Origin of the sequence: Dorea amylophila (assembly GCF_025567265.1) — a bacterium.
GTDB lineage: Bacteria > Bacillota > Clostridia > Lachnospirales > Lachnospiraceae > Dorea_A > Dorea_A amylophila.
The window spans coordinates 143,211-162,637 of record NZ_JAOQJW010000004.1 but is presented as its reverse complement, the minus strand read 5'-3'; the positions used below and the strand labels follow the sequence as shown (position 1 = coordinate 162,637).

Sequence of the window (19,427 nt, the reverse complement as noted above, 5' to 3'; positions counted from 1 at the left end):
ATCCATTCAAAAGAAGTATTACTTATGAAAGATAAGAAAAATTATCTGATTTAATAGAAGATTAAAGATAAGAAATGCGTTATAATAACAATACACTGTATATATCAAGGAGGAACAAAAACATGACAGTACCAGAAAGACTTTCCGCACTTCGTAAGTGTATGGAAGAAAAGAACATTGATGTGTATGTAGTACCGACTGCCGACTTTCATCAGAGTGAATATGTTGGGGAACATTTCAAAGCGAGAAAGTTCATTACAGGGTTCTCAGGATCAGCAGGAACGGCCGTGATCACAAAGACAGAAGCAAGACTCTGGACAGACGGACGTTACTTCATCCAGGCAGCAGCACAGTTGGAGGGGACAACTGTAGAACTTATGAAAATGGGTGAGCCTGGTGTGCCAGAGATGAATGCATATATTGAAGAGGTATTAAAGGAAGGCGAGACACTTGGATTCGACGGAAGAGTCGTATCTGTCGGTGAAGGAGAAGGTTATGCAGCCATCGCTGGGAAGAAGAATGCAAAAGTAAATTATCAGGTAGACTTAATCGATGAGATCTGGGAAGACCGCCCGGTATTATCCGAAGAGCCTGCATTTAATCTGGATGTAAAATATGCCGGAGAAACTGTTGCAAGCAAACTTGCAAGAATCCGTGAAGAGATGAAAGAAGCAGGAACCAATGTGCACGTTGTATCTACGCTCGACGACATCTGCTGGACGTTAAATATCCGTGGAAATGATATAGACTTCTTCCCACTGGTATTATCTTACGGAATCATCACAATGGACAGTTTCGAGCTGTATATCGATGAGAGAAAATTAGATGACAAGTTAAAAGCCAAACTTGCAAAAGATGGCGTAAACTTACACCCATACAACGACATTTACGAAGACGTGAAGAAATTTGGCAGTGATGTGGTTGCAATGATCGATCCTGGAAAACTGAATTATGCATTGTTCAACAATATTCCTGAAAATGTTAAGACAGTAAAAAAGAGAAATCCGGCAATTCTCATGAAAGCGATCAAGAACCCGGTTGAGATCGAGAACATCCGCAAGGCACAGATCAAAGACAGTGTTGCGCATGTAAGATTCATGAAATGGCTGAAAGAAAATGTTGGCAAGATGAGGATCACAGAGATGAGCGCATCTGATAAATTGGATGAATTCCGTGCTGAGATGGGCAAATTTATCCGTCCAAGCTTTGAACCAATCTCTTCATTTGGAGAGCATGGTGCGATCGTACACTACACATCTTCACCGGAGACAGATGTAGAGTTAAAAGAAGGACAGTTATTCTTAACGGATACAGGAGCTGGATTCTATGAAGGTTCCACAGATGTAACCAGAACTTACGCACTCGGCGAAGTTCCGCAGATTATGAAAGATCACTTCACATTGGTTGCGATCAGTAACTTACAGCTTGGCAGTGCAAAATTCCTGGAAGGTTCTACCGGTATGATTCTTGACATCCTTGCAAGAAAACCATTCTGGGACAGAGACTTAAACTTCAACCATGGTACAGGACACGGAGTCGGATACCTTCTGAACATCCACGAAGGACCTGCAGGTTTCCGTTGGAAATATCGTAAGGGTGAGACAGAAGTATTACAGGAAGGCATGGTCATCACAGATGAGCCTGGAATCTATATTGAAGGATCTCACGGAATCCGTCTGGAGAACGAACTGTTGACCTGCAAAGGAACATTGAATGAATATGGTCAGTTCATGTACTTCGAAGCAATCACCCTGATTCCAATGGATCTGGATGCGATCAATCCGGATATTATGACACAGGAAGACAAGAAACTGTTGAATGATTATCATGCAAAAGTATACGAAGTGATTGCTCCTTACCTGAACGAGGAAGAGCAGGAGTGGCTGAAGAAATACACAAGAGCTATTTAACCTGTGAGGACGGATTTTTCAGCGGTTTGCTTCTAAATGAGAAATGATATTCATATAATGAATTGACAAAGATGAAAATGCTTAGTAGAATCTAAGTTAGTTACAACTAACTTAGATTCTACTAAGTAAAGGAGTTCATTATATATGAAGCGGAAATCCAAGAATCAATCCAAGAATCAATCCAAGAATAAGACACTTAATTTCTTGCGTTATCTGGGGCCGGGGCTTCTGGTTACAGTAGGATTCATAGATCCGGGAAACTGGGCTTCGAATATTGCGGCGGGATCAGGTTTCGGATATGAGTTATTATGGATGGTGACATTATCTACAGTTATGCTGATCGTACTGCAGCATAACGCGGCACATCTGGGAATTGCAACCGGACTGTGTCTGTCGGAAGCGGCGAGCAGATATATGCCAAGGCTGTTAAAAGACCTGATACTTCTGACTGCAATGCTTGCGGCGGTAGCAACGGCGATGGCAGAGATACTCGGAGGAGCGATTGCGCTGCAGATGTTGTTCCATATACCAATCAGACTGGGGAGTATCCTGATCCTGGTTCTGGTATTATTCTGTGCATTTACGAATGCATATAAGAGAATAGAAAAACTGATCATATTATTCGTGTCGCTGATTGGATTTTCTTTTTTATTCGAAGTTGGAATTGCGAAGATCAACTGGGGAGCAGCTGTGGTCGGATGGGTGAAACCGTCATTCCCGTCAGGAAGTATGCCGGTGATCTTAAGCGTATTAGGGGCGGTGGTGATGCCGCATAATCTGTTTCTGCATTCGGAGATTATTCAGAGCAGACAGTGGAATCTGGAAGACAGTTCGGTAATCGAGCAGCAGTTGAAGTATGAATTTAAAGATACATTATTTTCCATGATCATTGGATGGGCAATTAACAGTGCGATGATCCTGATGGCGGCAGCGACGCTTTATCAGAACGGAAGTGGAAAACAGGTGGATGATCTGACTGTTGCGGGAAAGATGCTGTCGCCTTTGTTGGGGAATGCGGCAACGGTGGTCTTCGCATTGGCACTTTTGCTGGCGGGTATCTCATCCAGTATCACTGCAGGAATGGCCGGTGGAACGATATTTTCCGGAATCTTTAACCAGCCATATGATATTAAGACAAAGGAAACAAAAAGAGGAGTACTGCTGACGATGATTCCGGCGGCGGTGATCATCCTGTTTATCAGACAGCCATTCGAAGGTCTGGTATATTCCCAGATGCTGCTTGCGATTCAGCTTCCGATTACAATATTTACACAGATATATCTGACCTCATCTGAAAAAGTAATGGGAAAATATGCGAACAGCAGACGTTTGAATTTTTTGCTTCTGGTGATTGCTGTGATTGTAACAGGGCTGAATATAGCATTGCTTTTTGTATAGACAGGAAGAACAGAATAAGAAGAAAGAAAAACCGGACACTGTATAGAAACAGGCTCGGTTTTTTTGTATCAATTATTCGGTTACAGCGGAAGCGGCAACGTTTTCTTTCTCAGGAAACATCTTTCTGAAGATCAGACGGATGAATGGTCCGCAGTAGAAGATCTGCCAGAAGAAAGCAACTGGGAAGTTCATGAATGTTGTCTGACACCAGGTAGCAATCACATTACTTCCTGCGTTCTTGAACAGAATCGTTGCAACAAGACTCATGCAAGGGCACATGATACATACGATCATAGAAGAGATTGCAAGAGTGATGAAGATTGGTCTGTCCTGTGGTGTAACGATACGGAATGCAAGCATATGTGCAAGCTTGTCAACGAATGCAAATTCCAGCACGAAAGCAACCGGCCACATGATTTTCAGTTCGCCGAAAGCCATCAGGAATACTTCGTTGCTCATTCCTCCCACATTCAGGCAAATATTGTAGCAGATCATGACGTATACCATCAGAAAAGACATCATCAGTGTAAAAATAACATTTTGAAATAAAGTTTTTGGCATAATTTTTGTTCTCCTTTTTATGAAATATTTAAAAATGGGTACAAAAAAGACACTTGTGTTGTTCGTTAATCAAGCATACACTTGTGTCGTTTCCAATTAAACCAAAATTATCTTATTTTTTTGTCCGAATATGAATTATACCGAACGAAAAGCTAAAAATCAAGTGTTTTTTTACATAACATCCGGAAGTGGATTTATGACACTTCTCATTTCAGTTCTGATCATTCTCGGTGCGGTGTCGACAGCCGTCAATATGGTTGCGGCAATGGTAAAGCGTATCTGTAACGGGATTGAGAAGCGTTTATTAAAGAAAGGGCAATTGATTAAAACTCAATTGCCCTTTTAACGGCCTCAATATCTCCCGTAAACAAGATGCTCTCCATTCCAAGTTCTTTACTTGCAATGACATTTTCCACCGTATCATCGATGAAGAAGCATTCACTTGGTAGAAGGTCATATTTATTGAACAGATGGTAATAAATATCGTGTCCCGGCTTTGCCATCTTTAGAGGTGCAGAGAAGACGATGCCATCGAATTCTTTCAGGATCGGATAATCTTCCGGTGCACGTTCTGCAAACCTGGTAGAAGCGTTGGAAAGCAGATAGATCGGAACTCCCCGGGCTTTTAACTCTTTGATGAATTCCCATGTTTCAGGAAGCGGATCGACATACTGGAACCAGTTCTCGAAAAAATCGCGGGCAGTATCTTTCAGACGGTCCGGAAGTTCTGCAATCGTATCTTCGGCATTCTGGTCATAGTCAATAGTTCCGGCATCTAAAGCTACCCAGTTTTTAAAAATGGCATCAGCAAGAATATTATAATCTTCCGGTGTAGAAGCAAATTTCCCCAGGATATAGTCTCCTTTAAATTTTCCGATTACATTTCCAAAGTCAAAAATAATATTCTTGTATCTCATCTTAAGTTCCTCCCTGTATTTTATACTGCCTGTTTTATATTTTTATAAACATTATTATAGCCTTATAGATAGAAGGAATCAATATACGAATGATAAATAACATGTCAATATAAGTATGATTAATAGAAGGATGTCAGGTTTTTGTGAGATTGACAATCATCAGGAAAGTGTATATGATTTTCGGTAGGACTGTAAAAGGAAAGAGAGATTATTATGGAAATCAGTATACTTTTAATGGAACAGATCGCAGAACTGTTTCTTATGATCCTGATGGGATATATTATTGTAAAGACAGGATTGTTAAAGGGAGATGACAGCAAAGTTATTTCTAAAATTGTATTATATCTTGTTATCCCGTGTGTGATCATCAATGCATTTCAGGTGGATTATACGAGTGAAAAAGTGAAGGAACTTTTGCTGGTATTTGCAGCGTCGGTATTATTACAGGTTATATTACTGGCAGCAGTGTGGGGTGTTGGAAAGGTATTGAAACTAAATGAAGTAGAGATGACATCCATCTATTATTCGAATTCGGGCAATTTGATCGTACCGCTGGTGACTTTTATTCTGGGAAAAGAATGGGTATTATACGGTTGTGTGTTCATGAGTGTCCAATTGGTATTTCTGTGGACGCATGGCAAGAATACGATCAGCCGGGAAGGAAAGTGGGACTGGAAAAAGATTGTATTCAATATCAATATGATCTCGGTATTTGCCGGAGTTGTGCTGTTTTTTACCAGGATCAGGCTTCCGGAAATTGTAAATCAGACCTTAAGTTCTGTGGGCAGTATGATCGGTCCGGCAAGTATGATCGTAACGGGGATGCTGATCGCAGAGATGAATCTGAAGAGTATATTTGAAAATGTGAAAGTGTATTTTATTTCATTTCTGAGACTGGTCGTGATACCTGTGATATCATTGATGATTTTAAAGATAAGCGGGCTTGTGAACATACATTCGTATGGAAAGAAATTACTGCTTATCGTATTTCTTGCGGTGATCACACCGTCTGCTTCAACGATCACACAGATGTGTCAGGTGTATGGAAATGATTCGAAATATGCCAGTGCGATCAATGTTATGACGACATTATTATCCATTGTGACAATGCCGCTCATGGTGCTCTTGTATCAGACTGTGATGTAGAAGAGAGTATAGATGAAAGGCGTGTATTTGTATATAGTTGATGAAGAAAATTATCTGTTTTCTGATTGAAAGCGAACCAAAGGTAAGATACAATGGAGATATGAAGGAGGGGAGCAGAAGATGGCAGAATTACTTACAGCGGCGACACCGATATCCTATTATCTCGTTGCAGTAAATATTATTGCATTCATTTTATATGGAACGGATAAAGCGAAAGCAATGCATCATCAGTGGAGGATCAAAGAGGCAGTGCTGATAGGGATTGCGTTTGTCGGCGGTGCATTTGGTGCGTTTGCAGGAATGATTGTATTTCATCATAAGACAAGAAAGATGAAATTCCGAATCTTAGTTCCAATCGCTATTATCATCTGGCTGACCCTTGGCGGATTTTTGGCAGAACGTGATGTGGTAGGACTGACGAAGACAGACCGGCCAAAGAATGAATACAACGGCACAGAGATCACACCGTATCATAGCAGTGTGGATAAAGATGGTGACGGTACGGATGATCAGACCGATATTTTGAAGAATGCATTGGTTTATGTGAAGAAGCGGCCGGTTTACAAGAGCAGATATTATCAGACCGGTTATCCGGATGACAGATATGGTGTCTGTACAGATGTTGTCGGATATGCGCTTAAGAAAAGCGGATATGACCTGCGGGAACTGGTAGACAAAGATATCAGAAAGAATTCGAAGGATTATGATATTGATGAGCCGGATAAAAATATTGATTTCCGAAGAGTAAAGAACCTGAGAATATATTTTGAACATACAGCGACCAGTCTGACCATGGATGTAAATGATATTGAACAATGGCAGGGCGGCGACATTGTAGTGTTCAAGAATCATATCGGGGTAATTTCTGACAGACGGAATGTGGAAGGTGTACCATATGTGATTCATCATAATGATCCGTATCAGAAGAATTATGAGGAAGATATCTTGCAGGAGAGAACGGATATTGTCGGGCACTTTAGAATATCGTAATGGCAAAGCACTGTGAAATATTACCAAATTTCGCAGTGCTTTTTTGGCGCATTTTTCAATATGTCTTTTTATGACAAATCTTTTAATAATAAAGACTGTTCGTCTGGTTTAGCATTCTCAGCAATTACATCACGGACGTTCTGCATACGCATATCCAGGTCGGCACTGATCTGTGCACAGGCAAGCATCTCATCCTCCAGATATTTTGCTTTGTCAGCCGGGATATCTTTCTTGTAACGTAGCTTATGTTCCAGACTTGCCCAAAAATCCATAGCGATCGTACGAAGCTGTACTTCTACAGTCATGTTACGTTTTCCGTCCTGTAAAAAGATTGGTACACTGACAATCAGATGAAGGCTGCGGTATCCGCCCGGTTTTGGATTTTTGATATAGTCTTTCTTCTCAAGAAGTGTGATGTCATCCTGAGAAAGCAAACAGTCCGCAAGCATGTAGATATCATCCGGAAAAGAGCAGATGACACGGACGCCGGCAATATCATGGATATTTTCTTCAATAGAAGAAAGGGTGAGAGGTATGTCTTTTTTACGGATCTTTTTGATCAGGCTTTCCATGGATTTGACGCGGGACTTGATATCCTCGATCGGATTGCGGTCATATTCCAGGGAATACTGTTCGTTTAATACTTTGAATTTCGTCTCTACTTCCATGATGGCACATTGATAATAGGACATCTGTTTCTCTATTGGTTTCATATCTTTATTAACAAAATCCAGAAATTCGTCAGACATCAGACTGTTTCTGACGAAGCGTTCTTTGCGTTGTTCGATAAATGTCTCAAGGGGTCTCATGTTACATTTCTCCTTTCATTATCCAAAAATATTTTAGCATATCTGTAGTTGAAATTCTATCAACAGATAGGTGTGTTTATGGGAGAATGCGACAATGTAAAAGAATTGTAGCAAGTTGTACAAAATCAAGTCCAATTGTCGGATATATTCACAGTTAAAATTTTTCGTGGTAAGATAAATGACATAACGTAAGATATAAAGAAATAAATCATAAGGAAGTGTAAGTTTATGAATTCCAGATACAAAGGAATATTTTTCATTACATTATCGGCGTTATCATTTGCATTCATGAATGCTTTCGTAAGGTTATCCGGTGATCTGCCTTCGGTACAGAAGAGCTTTTTCAGAAATCTGGTAGCTTTTTTTATTGCGCTGATCATGATCATAAGAAGTAAGGACGGATTTAAAATCGAAAAGGGAAATCTGAAATATATGATTCTGCGTGCGACATTCGGTACGGTGGGAATCTTGTGTAATTTCTATGCGGTGGATCATCTGGTGCTGTCGGATGCATCGATGCTGAATAAGATGTCGCCGTTTTTTGTAATTATCTTTTCATTTTTATTGCTGAAAGAAAAGATGAGTCCGGCACAGGCACTGGCGGTTGCGGGTGCATTCATCGGAAGCTTATTTGTAATCAAACCGACATTTACGAATATGGCACTGGTACCGTCACTGATCGGACTGTGCGGCGGGATCTGCGCAGGTATTGCTTATGCGATGGTGCGTATCCTGGGGCAGAGAGGACAGAAAGGTTCTTCGGTTGTAATCTTCTTTTCAGGATTCTCGTGTGTGGTTACACTGCCATATCTGCTTCTGGATTTTCATCCGATGAGCGGCCTGCAGATCTTAACACTTCTGGGTGCGGGACTTGCGGCTGCAGGCGGCCAGTTCGGAATCACGGCGGCTTATTATCATGCACCGGCGAAAGAGATATCCATTTATGATTATTCGCAGATCATCTTTTCGACGATTCTGGGCTTCTTTCTGTTCGGGCAGGTACCGGATAGGTATAGCGTGCTGGGATATGTGATCATATGTGCGATGGCGCTTTGGATGTTTGTGTATAATAAGAACCGGGATTAAACACAAAATCGATTTAATAATTCAGTTTTTCTGGAATCAAAAGTTTTCCGAATCTGTTCGTTGGTTTTTACCGGTGGATACTCTAGAAAAAACGAAGGAGGTTACTTTATGCAGGCACAAGTAAAAACGTGGGGGAATAGTCAGGGGATTCGCATTTCAAAGGAAATATTAAAAGCTGCAAATATAAGAGCTTCTAAGACTGGTATTACAAACTGTTATTACATTTTACAATAATTATGTTGACTTATAGAAAATCCATGATATGATTCAAATGTTAGATTTAGGAAATGGTAATTTTATGAAGGAAAACAAGGGGTAAAAAAGATGAATTATAACAAGATTGTACAGGGGATCCTGGACATCGGAGAAGCGATGCTTCAAAGTGGTGCAGAGAATTTCCGTTTGGAAGACAGCTTTTACCGCATGTGCAGAAGCTATGGATTTAAGAGATCGGATGTATTTGTCATTCCGAGTAATATACAGGTGACGGTGGAGACACCGGAAGGCGAGATTATTACACAGATACGTCATATCGAGTCGTCGGAGCCGAATTTTGACCAGCTGGATTATCTGAATAATCTGTGCAGATATGTCTGTCAGCATACACCGGATGAAAATGAGATGCGTGAGAAGTATCTGGAAGTTATCAATCGTGAACCACAGAAGCGTATCACAAGATATGCGGCAGGAATCATGGGTGGAACAGGATTTGCTGTATTTTTCGGGTGTAACCTCTGGGATGCGGTCATTGCATTTATAGTATCGGTGATGATCGTTGCAGTCGGTGACTGGCTTGCGAAGCGTGAAAGCAACTTACTGGTTTACAATGGTATTCTTGCGTTTATATCAGAAGTGATTATTATCGGAGCTTTGAAGATGGGAATTGCAGAGCATCCGGACCGTATTATGATCGGTATCGTCATGCTTCTGATCAGCGGATTGAGTACAACGAACGGAATCAGGGATCTTCTTCAGAGAGACTTCATTTCCGGATTCATTAATATTATGAATTCGTTCCTTGGAGCAGCGGGAATTGCATTTGGAATTGGTCTGGCGATCATATTATTCCATGAGGGATATTCCGATCATTTTATCCTGAATCACAGTGTACCGATTCAGCTGCTCTCCTGCACGGTTGCGTGTACTGGATTTGCATTATGGTTCAAGATCCGTGGAAAACAGGTATGGTATAACAGTATCGGAGCATTTTTTACATGGGCAATCTATGTTGCAGTATACGCAGTAAAACCGAGTAACTTCCTGGCAACCATGATTGCAGCAGGATTTGTTGGATTTTATGCATTTATCATGTCCAGAGTAAATAAAGCACCTTCAACCATCTTTTTGACTGCATCGGTATTCCCGCTGATCCCAGGACCGAATCTGTACTATGTAATGTACGGGTGTGTCAGCCAGGATCCGCAGATGGTTTTTGAGGAGACGATTATTCTTCTGGCGACCTGCCTTGCAATTGCATTCGGATTTATCATCGTAGATGTGGCATCCAGAAGTATCATGCATGCAATGAAGAGAGAATATCATATCGGTAAAAGCGCATTGAATCTTCCACTGATCGGTGGAAAGAAATAATAATCGAAATCTATGAATTATGAAAAGTTAGTACAGGGAATCCTGAATATAGGAGAAGCAATGTTACAGTGCGGGGCGGAAATTTTCCGGGTAGAAGACAGCCTGTACCGTATGTATAAGAGCTATGGTTTCGTAAAATATGATGTATATGTGATCCCAAGTAATATACAGGTGACGGTGGAGTCGCCGGAAGGTGAGATTCTCACACAGATCAGGCATATAGAGTCTACAGGGGCGGATTACGACAGGCTGAATTATCTGAATGCCCTGTCACGGTATGTCTGTGCATATAATCCGGATGATAAAGAGCTGGTCAGGCGCTATAAAAAAGTAATGGCACGGCCGGATCAGAGTGAACTGATCACAGGAATCGCACAGATTACAGGTGGAACGGCGTTTACCGTATTCTTCGGTGGAGATATGCAGGATGTAGTTGTTGCATTGATTGTCTGCCTGATGATCGTTCTGGCAGGCAGATGGCTTGGTAAGCGGGAGGGCAACCCGATGATCTACAATCTGATTCTTGCATTCTTATCGGAGGTTGTGATCATCAGTGCTGCCAGGATCGGATTGGGAGATCATCCGGACCGTATCATGATAGGAATTATCATGCTGTTAGTCAGTGCACTTGGTGTGATCAATGGGATACGTGATGTGATGCAGAGAAACTTTATATCCGGAGCACTGGAAGTAATGAATTCAATGCTTGGTGCGTTTGGCATTGCTTCCGGGATCGCACTTGCAATGCTGTTGATGGGAAATATATCGGCAGAAGGATTTGATGTGAATAAAAATACCGTGATTCAGCTGATTTCCTGTACGATAGGCTGTATCGGTTATGCAAGCTGGTTCAAAATACGGGGAAAGAAAATCCTGTATTCCGGTGTCGGGGCATTTCTGACATGGGGGATATATTTACTGGTGTATGCATGGTATCCGAATAATTTTTCCGCAATAGTAGCTGCGTCCTGTTTTGTTGCAGGATATGCATTTATTATGTCGAGAATCGATCATGCGCCGTCCACGGTCTTCCTGACCGCATCGGTCTTTCCGTTGATGCCGGGAGCAAGGCTGTATTATCTGATGGATGGTGTAGTCAGCAGAAATTTTTCAATGGCAGCAGAACATGCACGGGTATTGCTCGAAACGTGTCTTGGTATTGCATTTGGATTTATTATTGTAGATGTGATTTCAAGAAGTATCATGCGGGCGCAGGGAAAAGAATATCACATGGGGAAAAAGTCTACAGTTATTAAAAAAGATGAAAAATAAAGACTGTGTTACGAGCATCCGGATGATGCAGGTGAATTTTCCGGATTGACAATTTTCCATCCTTATAATATAGTAAAAGACAAAGAGAAGATCTGATGACTGACGGATAATGTGGAGTACCACAGGGAAATCAGATACTTGGTAGAAGCCGACCGTCTGGGCAGCATTTATCCTAAATAGGATGAGTGTTGTCCTTTTTTTACAACACCGGATACAGAAGAACCGGTAGTGTTGTATGAAAAGGACCGGGAATTCAGAAAGACAACATACGATCAGGAGGAAATGAATGATGAAAACAGATATTGAGATCGCACAGGAATGTATGATGGAGCCTATCACAAAGGTGGCAGAAAAAGCAGGAATTCCAGAAGAATATCTGGAACAGTATGGAAAGTATAAAGCAAAGATTGATTATAATTTTTTAAAGAAATCAGATAAAGAAGACGGGAAGCTGATTCTTGTGACCGCAATCAATCCGACACCGGCAGGAGAGGGGAAGACAACTACCACGGTAGGTCTTGCAGATGCCCTGCAGAGAATGGGGAAAAAGCCTATGGTGGCACTTCGTGAGCCATCTCTTGGACCTGTATTCGGTATGAAGGGAGGAGCTGCGGGCGGAGGATACGCGCAGGTTGTTCCGATGGAAGATATCAACCTTCATTTTACGGGAGATTTTCATGCGATCGGAGCTGCGAATAACTTACTGGCAGCAATGATCGATAACCATATCTATCAGGGAAATGACCTGAATATTGATCCAAGAAAAATTGTATGGAAGAGATGTGTGGATATGAATGACCGTCAGCTCCGTTTCATCACAGACGGACTTGGCGGAAGGGTAAATGGTGTGCCGAGAGAAGACGGCTATGATATCACTGTTGCTTCTGAAATCATGGCAATCCTCTGCCTCTCAAAGGATATTGCAGATCTGAAAGAAAGACTCGGAAAGATTATTGTTGGTTATACTTATGGCAAGATCGCAGACCAAAAACCGGTAACAGCACATGACATGCATGCAGAAGGTGCGATGTGCGCACTTCTGAAAGATGCTTTGAAACCGAACCTGGTACAGACACTGGAGCATACACCTGCAATCGTGCATGGCGGACCATTTGCCAATATTGCGCACGGATGCAACTCACTGACGGCGACCAGAATGGCAATGAAGCTTGCAGATTATGCGATCACAGAAGCAGGATTCGGAGAAGACTTAGGGGCAGAGAAATTCCTGGATATCAAATGCCGTATGGCAGGAATCAAACCGGATGCAGTCGTGATCGTAGCAACTGTAAGAGCTCTCAAGTATAACGGCGGCGTTGCAAAACCAGATCTGAATGAAGAAAATCTGGAAGCATTAGAAAATGGAATTCCGAACTTAATGAAACATGTGGATAATATTAAGAATGTATATGGACTTCCATGTGTTGTTGCGATCAATGCGTTCCCGACGGATACCAAAGCGGAACTGGATCTTGTAGAGGAGAAATGTAAAGAGGTCGGAGTAAACGTGGCACTTTCCGAAGTATGGGCAAAGGGCGGCGAAGGCGGTCTGAAGCTTGCAGAAGAAGTGGTACGTCTGTGTGAGGAACCAGGTGATTTCCATTATGCATATGAACTTGAAGGAACGATCGAAGATAAATTGGATCAGATCGTGCAGAAGATCTATGGCGGTAATAAAGCAGTACTTACGGCAGCAGCCCAGAAGCAGGTAAAACAGCTGACGGATCTTGGATTCGGCAACGCACCGATCTGTATGGCGAAGACACAGTACAGTCTGACTGATGATCCGAAGAAACTTGGAGCACCGAAAGACTTTGACATTACAGTCCGCAACCTGAAAGTCTCTGCGGGGGCAGGATTCATTGTAGCCCTGACAGGAGACATCATGACGATGCCTGGTCTTCCGAAGGTTCCGGCAGCAGAAAGAATTGACGTGGATGATGAAGGAAGGATCACAGGATTATTCTAAGTGTAGATAAAGTTAACAGTAAAATCCGGCGGCTTTTGTGAGGCCTGCCGGATTTTTTGACATTTTTTGACATAAGATTTACAGGATTTTGAAAAACAGCAGGAGAATATGTGCTAGAATTTCAAGTTAGTGTTATAATGCAAGAAGTAAAAAACGGCAAGCAGGCATGGCTGCCCGGCTGTAATTTGAAAAGGAGGAATGCTTATGCGTCAATGCCCGAATTGCAAGTCTGACAATCCAGATGATGCTCGTTTCTGCAATTATTGTGGAATGCGTCTTCCCGAATCAAAAGAGGAAACATTATATAATGATCTGGAAGGACTGGAAAAAGCCCGGAAGGTAGAATTTTCCGATCAGGAGATAGCAGAGGAATCGGAGAAAGTAATTGATGAAGCGAAGAAATTATTCGAACCAGAGTGGAGCGAAGAACAGGAAGAAAATGATGGTCTGAAAAAGCAGCTCACAATTCCGGAGAATCTGGGCCATATGATCGAAGAAGTGACGCGGGAAGAACTGGAACAGGAACTTCACAGGAAGATCAAGCTGAGAGAACAGGATCTGAAAGAGAATGAAACTCCGGAAGAAGAACTGGTTGAAGAACCGACCAGAATGATCGGAGAGGACAGCAAAGAAGAGGCAGATGAGCCGACACGTATGTTCACAGGGGATATCGGAGATTTCATCAAGAAGAAAAAGGACTATGAAGATGTTCCGGAAGAAGATGCATATGAGGAAATTCTTCAGTCCTGGGAGAGAAAGCGGAAAGAAAAGAAGATAAAACGGGAAAAAGAAGGAAAAGATCCGAGTCGTGTGCCGCAATTTATCCGGGATAAACGTTCCTGGTCAGATATGACAACCGGACAGAAGAAAGCAGTGAAAAGAATTGCAGCAGGGATCCTTATAGTTGCTGTATTCTGTATTATAGAAGTATATCACGGTCGCCCGGAGGCGGTGGCAGAGCGCTATTGTAAGGCATACATACAGGAAAACTGGAAGAAGGCAGGACGTCTGTCAGATCTTCCGAAAAACGGATATGTAACGCAGGATGAATATGTAAGCTATATGAAGAAAAATGCGGTTACAGGGATTTCCGGTTATGAAATAAAAGAGACAAAGGAAAATCGTCAGACAGAGGTAGAATCCGGCGGAAAGCAGCGTGCATTTACCGTTGCATATAAGACAGAAGATAACAAAGAAAAGACGAAGACGCTTATTGTTCAAAAACAGAAAAAACGAAACTTTCTTTTTTTTACTGATTGGAAAGTATCATCAGACGAGATAGTAGCAAATGACTTTAATCTCTATCTTCCGGCAGGTTCAAAAGCCTGGATCGATGATATAAAACTGACGGGGGATTCTAAGCTGAAAGATGACTCTGACAATCTGGAACAATACAAAGTGTCATTGATTGAAGGGGAACATAAGATCAAGGTAAAAGTTCCGTGCTTTCGGATGTACCGGTCCGGGTTCCGGGTGTCAGATAAAGGAAATGCGACGATTTCCAAGATGAAGACATCGGAAAATGGGAAAAAGAAATTTAACAGAAAGATGCAGGACATCCTGAACGCATATGTGAAAGCTGCGAAGGCAGGCAAATCTTTCTCTGAAGTAGCAGTATTGTTTGAAAAGGATTCTTCCTGCAAAAAAGAGAACAAAGAATTCTATAATGACCTGAAGAAGCAGCTCGGTTCCGGAGACGGTTATATAACGAAAGAAGTAAAACTTGATAATTATGAAGGAAAATATGTGATCAGCGGTGTAACAGGAGTGGTCAGGGGAACGTTGTCCTATGATTATAAAGTTACTTTTAAAGAAGAAAATAAAAATGAGAGCCGGTCTGTGTCAGAAACAGGTGATGGCGTAGAAGATGCAGACGGAAGTTCGCAGATGAGCGCCGAATTTGTGTATCAGAATGGAAGTTATCAGCTGCGTTCCGTTAATCCCGGAAATATCTGGTATAAGCAGCTACAGTAGATTTATTCCCAAAAAGTTCTTTCAAAAAAATGCAAATAATATAGGAAAAAGCTTGCTTTTTAAGCTTGGATATGATACGATATTCGGGCGAATGGAAGTAGGCTTTTTTTTTATGCCTAAAATCGGGCAGCATCGCAAGCTGCCACGAAACACGTTAACTAAGAATATAAAGCGAGGTGGAAGTTGTGCGTACAAGAATCACATTGGAGTGTACAGAATGCAAGCAGCGTAACTACAACATGACAAAGGATAAGAAATCTCATCCGGAACGTATGGAAACCAAGAAGTACTGCAGATTCTGTAAGAAACACACATTGCACAAAGAGACAAAATAATCGCCGCAAGAAGGAGTGAATGTCGATGAGTGGTAAGAAAACTCAGAAAGAAAGCTGGTTCAAAGGTCTGAACAGAGAGTTCAAGAAGATCGTATGGCCAGACAAGATGACAGTTGCAAAAGAGACGGCAGCGGTTGTTTCTGTATCCGTGGTCCTGGGAGCGATTATCGCAGTTGTAGATTTTTTCGCCCAGTACGGAGTAGATTTATTAATTAAATAACTCAAAACGGACAAGAAAGGTGAGATTATGTCAGAGGCAAAATGGTACGTAGTTCATACCTATTCAGGGTACGAGAACAAAGTAAAAGCCAACATTGATAAGACAATCGAGAACAGACATCTTGAGGATCAGATCCTTGAAGTAAGAGTGCCGCTGGAAGACGTTGTTGAGATGAAGAACGGTGTCCAGAAAGTATCTCAGAAAAAGATGTTTCCAGGCTATGTGTTGATACACATGATTATGAATGATGATACATGGTACGTTGTTCGTAATACAAGAGGTGTGACAGGATTTGTCGGACCTGGATCTAAGCCGGTGCCGCTTACAGATGCGGAGATGGCTCCTCTGGGAATCCAGAGAGAGGAAGTAGTCATGGACTACGAGGAGGGCGACACAGTCCAGGTAATCGCTGGAGCATGGGCAGATACGGTTGGTGTAATCCAGTCTATCAACATGCAGAAGCAGAGCCTTACTATTAATGTTGAGCTCTTCGGCCGCGAGACCCCGGTTGAAATTGGTTTCGCAGAAGTTAAGAAAATGTAACAGTAAGTGGGAGGGGCGTTGTATGTTCCCCGCCATCACCACAAGGAGGTAATTGAAATGGCAAAAAAAGTAGAAGGTTATATTAAATTACAGATCCCAGCCGGCAAAGCTACTCCGGCACCACCGGTTGGACCTGCTCTTGGTCAGCACGGTGTAAACATCGTTGAATTTACAAAACAGTTCAACGCTAAGACTGCAGATCAGGGAGATATGATCATCCCTGTAGTTATCACAGTTTACAATGACAGAAGTTTCAGCTTCATCACAAAGACACCACCGGCAGCAGTTCTGATCAAAAAGGCCTGCAACATCAAATCTGGTTCAGGTGTACCTAACAAAACAAAAGTTGCTACAATCACAAAAGCTCAGGTTGAGGAAATCGCTAAGACAAAGATGCCAGACCTGAACGCTGCTACAATCGAGAGCGCTATGAGCATGGTAGAAGGTACATGCCGTTCTATGGGTGTAACTGTAACAGAATAATTGATGAAGATTAATGTGGGAGGGTTATCCCGACAATACCACTAGGAGGTTTATAGAATGAAAAGAGGAAAGAAATACGTTGAAGCTGCGAAAACAATCGACAGAGGAACACTCTACGATGTAGCAGACGCAGTATCATTAGTTAAAAAGACTGCAACAGCAAAATTCGATGAGACAATTGAAGCTCATATCAGAACTGGATGTGACGGACGTCACGCTGACCAGCAGATTCGTGGAGCAGTTGTTCTGCCACACGGAACTGGTAAAAAGGTTCGTATTCTTGTATTTGCGAAAGATGCCAAAGCTGAAGAAGCTAAAGCAGCCGGAGCAGATTTCGTAGGTGGAGAAGAACTTATTCCTAAGATTCAGAATGAAAACTGGTTTGAATTCGATGTAGTAGTAGCTACACCAGACATGATGGGTGTTGTTGGACGTCTCGGACGTGTACTTGGACCTAAGGGATTAATGCCGAATCCGAAGGCTGGTACAGTAACAATGGACGTTACAAAAGCTATCCAGGAAATCAAAGCTGGTAAGATCGAGTACAGACTTGATAAGACAAACATTATCCATGTGCCAGTAGGTAAAGCAAGCTTTACTGAAGAACAGCTTACAGACAACTTCCAGACGCTTATTGATGCGATTAACAAAGTAAGACCTGCAGCAGTTAAGGGACAGTACCTTAAGAGCGTAACACTTACTTCAACAATGGGACCTGGTGTAAAAATCAACCCAATGAAGCTTGTTTAATCCGCAAGATAATAATGAATAAAAACTCCGTATACAGATGTGATGCTGTATACGGAGTTTTTTTATACCAAAGTTTTTTTGTAAAAGAAAATGAAAAATCTCTTGACAATAACACACGCATATGATAATATACTACAGGACTGCCGAAGACAGTAGGTGCTTGAAAGAGCGTAAGAACACATTTTATGCGGACGCCTACCGAGGAAAGATCGATACTAAAGTATGACTTATCAACCTCTATGTCTTTGGATATAGAGGTTTTTTACATTTATATCTGTCGGCGGTGTAAACTTACAAATCTACAAGGAGGTGCACCATTCGTGGCAAAAGTTGAATTAAAACAACCAGTTGTACAGGCTATTGCAGAGGACGTGAAAGACGCAACAAGCGTTGTCCTTGTTGACTACCGTGGACTGACTGTTGCAGAAGATACAGAGATGCGTAAACAGTTAAGAGAAGCAGGCGTTGTCTACAAAGTTTGTAAGAACACAATGATGAAGAGAGCTTTTGAAGGAACTGATTTCGCAGCATTAGATGAGCACTTAGAAGGACCAAGTGCTATCGCTATTTCTAAAGATGATGCAACAGCTCCGGCAAGAATCCTTTGCAAATTTGCAAAGAATGCAAAAGCCCTTGAATTAAAAGCAGGTGTGGTTGAAGGAACATTATATGATGTAGACGCATTAAATGAACTTGCTAAGATTCCTTCAAGAGAAGAGCTTCTTTCCAAATTACTTGGAAGCTTACAGTCACCTATCACAAACCTGGCTCGCGTTCTCAATCAGATCGCAGAAAAAGGTGGAGCAGATGCTTGTGAAGCAGCTCCGGCAGCAGAAGAAGCTGCAGAAGCACCAGCAGCTGAATAGGCTGATGGCAGCGTAATAATTTATTTCAAAAAAGAAAATAAGAAAAATGGAGGAAAATAAAATGGCAAAGTTAACAACAGAAGAATTTATTGAAGCTATCAAAGAGTTATCTGTATTAGAGTTAAATGATCTTGTAAAAGCTTGTGAAGAAGAATTTGGTGTATCCGCAGCAGCAGGTGTTGTAGTTGCAGCAGCTGGAGCAGAAGGTGGAGCAGCAGCAGAAGAGAAAGATGAGTTCGATGTAGAATTAGTTTCTGCAGGAGCAGCTAAGGTTAAAGTTATCAAAGTTGTTCGTGAAGTAACAGGACTTGGACTGAAAGAAGCTAAAGCATTAGTTGACGAAGCTCCAAAGGTAATCAAAGAAGGCGCTTCTAAAGCTGAGGCTGAAGAAATCAAGACTAAACTTGAAGCAGAAGGTGCTGAAGTTAACCTTAAATAATTCGAGTTTGATTGAATTATCAGGGCATTCCGGTGACGGGATGCCCTTTCGTATTATAAGGGATGCTGAATATAAGAAAGAACTGAAAAAATAGTGCGGATTTGCTTGACATACTTGACAGGCCTGTGCTATAGTAAAAAATGCGCTATTGTGGATAGTTATGCCATGA

General features: G+C 41.8%; 21 protein-coding genes, 1 riboswitch and 1 other annotated feature. Of the genes, 18 read left to right on the top strand and 3 right to left on the bottom strand.

What is annotated here, in order from left to right:
* Positions 1–122: 122 nt before the first annotated feature.
* Both OCV72_RS03620 and OCV72_RS03615 read left to right on the top strand, forming a co-directional pair.
* Positions 123–1,910: an aminopeptidase P family N-terminal domain-containing protein gene (locus tag OCV72_RS03620; protein WP_055281992.1), complete on the top strand. Its 1,788-nt coding sequence runs from the start codon at positions 123–125 to the stop codon at positions 1,908–1,910.
* Between the two features lie 144 nt (positions 1,911–2,054).
* Positions 2,055–3,308 carry an Nramp family divalent metal transporter gene (locus OCV72_RS03615; RefSeq protein ID WP_055281990.1) on the top strand — a complete coding sequence of 418 codons (1,254 nt, stop codon included), beginning with the start codon at positions 2,055–2,057 and terminating at the stop codon, positions 3,306–3,308.
* Positions 3,309–3,380: 72 nt separating this feature from the next.
* On the opposite strand, the gene OCV72_RS03610 is transcribed toward OCV72_RS03615, so the two are convergent.
* The gene (locus OCV72_RS03610) at positions 3,381–3,869 is read right to left on the bottom strand and encodes a DUF2798 domain-containing protein (protein WP_055214292.1); all 489 of its coding nucleotides are present in this window, start codon (positions 3,867–3,869) and stop codon (positions 3,381–3,383) included.
* A gap of 196 nt (positions 3,870–4,065) precedes the next feature.
* On the opposite strand from OCV72_RS03610, the gene OCV72_RS03605 reads away from it, so the two are divergent.
* Complete coding sequence (locus OCV72_RS03605; RefSeq protein WP_172677199.1) at positions 4,066–4,215, top strand: hypothetical protein; 150 nt, start codon at positions 4,066–4,068, stop codon at positions 4,213–4,215.
* On the opposite strand, the gene OCV72_RS03600 is transcribed toward OCV72_RS03605, so the two are convergent.
* Entirely contained in the window at positions 4,193–4,786 is a 594-nt protein-coding gene (locus tag OCV72_RS03600) for an HAD family hydrolase (protein WP_055281988.1), read from the bottom strand. The two genes, OCV72_RS03605 and OCV72_RS03600, sit on opposite strands and share 23 nt — an antisense overlap.
* Positions 4,787–4,999: 213 nt before the next feature.
* Here OCV72_RS03600 and OCV72_RS03595 point away from each other — a divergent pair, with 213 nt between their 5' ends.
* Complete coding sequence (locus OCV72_RS03595; protein ID WP_055281986.1) at positions 5,000–5,932, top strand: AEC family transporter; 933 nt, start codon at positions 5,000–5,002, stop codon at positions 5,930–5,932.
* Between the two features lie 120 nt (positions 5,933–6,052).
* Positions 6,053–6,922: a DUF1287 domain-containing protein gene (locus OCV72_RS03585; protein WP_081020989.1), complete on the top strand. Its 870-nt coding sequence runs from the start codon at positions 6,053–6,055 to the stop codon at positions 6,920–6,922.
* Positions 6,923–6,990: 68 nt separating this feature from the next.
* On the opposite strand, the gene OCV72_RS03580 is transcribed toward OCV72_RS03585, so the two are convergent.
* Entirely contained in the window at positions 6,991–7,731 is a 741-nt protein-coding gene (locus tag OCV72_RS03580; RefSeq protein WP_055281984.1) for a GTP pyrophosphokinase, read from the bottom strand.
* Between the two features lie 228 nt (positions 7,732–7,959).
* On the opposite strand from OCV72_RS03580, the gene OCV72_RS03575 reads away from it, so the two are divergent.
* The 13 genes from OCV72_RS03575 (at position 7,960) to rplL (ending at position 19,258) form a co-directional block, all read left to right on the top strand.
* The gene (locus OCV72_RS03575; RefSeq protein WP_055281982.1) at positions 7,960–8,817 is read left to right on the top strand and encodes a DMT family transporter; all 858 of its coding nucleotides are present in this window, start codon (positions 7,960–7,962) and stop codon (positions 8,815–8,817) included.
* A gap of 108 nt (positions 8,818–8,925) precedes the next feature.
* A complete protein-coding gene (locus tag OCV72_RS03570; RefSeq protein ID WP_262568865.1) occupies positions 8,926–9,051 on the top strand; it encodes an AbrB/MazE/SpoVT family DNA-binding domain-containing protein in 126 nt (41 codons plus the stop codon).
* Between the two features lie 90 nt (positions 9,052–9,141).
* Positions 9,142–10,407: a threonine/serine exporter family protein gene (locus tag OCV72_RS03565; RefSeq protein ID WP_055281980.1), complete on the top strand. Its 1,266-nt coding sequence runs from the start codon at positions 9,142–9,144 to the stop codon at positions 10,405–10,407.
* 12 nt (positions 10,408–10,419) lie between these two features.
* A complete protein-coding gene (locus OCV72_RS03560; protein ID WP_055281977.1) occupies positions 10,420–11,679 on the top strand; it encodes a threonine/serine exporter family protein in 1,260 nt (419 codons plus the stop codon).
* A gap of 85 nt (positions 11,680–11,764) precedes the next feature.
* Positions 11,765–11,848, top strand: a riboswitch (ZMP/ZTP riboswitch).
* Between the two features lie 120 nt (positions 11,849–11,968).
* Positions 11,969–13,648, top strand: coding sequence for a formate--tetrahydrofolate ligase (locus tag OCV72_RS03555; protein ID WP_172677200.1), 1,680 nt, complete (start codon positions 11,969–11,971; stop codon positions 13,646–13,648).
* Positions 13,649–13,852: 204 nt separating this feature from the next.
* Positions 13,853–15,622, top strand: coding sequence for a zinc ribbon domain-containing protein (locus OCV72_RS03550; protein WP_055281972.1), 1,770 nt, complete (start codon positions 13,853–13,855; stop codon positions 15,620–15,622).
* Positions 15,623–15,807: 185 nt separating this feature from the next.
* Positions 15,808–15,957, top strand: a complete 150-nt coding sequence (gene rpmG, locus OCV72_RS03545) for a 50S ribosomal protein L33 (RefSeq protein ID WP_028086482.1) — start codon at positions 15,808–15,810, stop codon at positions 15,955–15,957.
* A gap of 25 nt (positions 15,958–15,982) precedes the next feature.
* Positions 15,983–16,177, top strand: coding sequence for a preprotein translocase subunit SecE (gene secE / locus OCV72_RS03540; protein ID WP_330376550.1), 195 nt, complete (start codon positions 15,983–15,985; stop codon positions 16,175–16,177).
* Positions 16,178–16,204: 27 nt separating this feature from the next.
* Positions 16,205–16,720, top strand: a complete 516-nt coding sequence (gene nusG, locus OCV72_RS03535; protein WP_006428123.1) for a transcription termination/antitermination protein NusG — start codon at positions 16,205–16,207, stop codon at positions 16,718–16,720.
* A 57-nt stretch (positions 16,721–16,777) separates the two neighbouring features.
* Positions 16,778–17,203, top strand: a complete 426-nt coding sequence (gene rplK, locus OCV72_RS03530; protein ID WP_006428124.1) for a 50S ribosomal protein L11 — start codon at positions 16,778–16,780, stop codon at positions 17,201–17,203.
* Positions 17,204–17,260: 57 nt separating this feature from the next.
* Positions 17,261–17,953: a 50S ribosomal protein L1 gene (gene rplA, locus OCV72_RS03525; protein WP_006428125.1), complete on the top strand. Its 693-nt coding sequence runs from the start codon at positions 17,261–17,263 to the stop codon at positions 17,951–17,953.
* Between the two features lie 125 nt (positions 17,954–18,078).
* Positions 18,079–18,226: a sequence feature (ribosomal protein L10 leader region), on the top strand.
* A gap of 47 nt (positions 18,227–18,273) precedes the next feature.
* Positions 18,274–18,819: a 50S ribosomal protein L10 gene (gene rplJ / locus OCV72_RS03520; protein WP_028086478.1), complete on the top strand. Its 546-nt coding sequence runs from the start codon at positions 18,274–18,276 to the stop codon at positions 18,817–18,819.
* 61 nt (positions 18,820–18,880) lie between these two features.
* The gene (rplL, locus tag OCV72_RS03515; protein ID WP_028086477.1) at positions 18,881–19,258 is read left to right on the top strand and encodes a 50S ribosomal protein L7/L12; all 378 of its coding nucleotides are present in this window, start codon (positions 18,881–18,883) and stop codon (positions 19,256–19,258) included.
* Positions 19,259–19,427 lie beyond the last annotated feature (169 nt).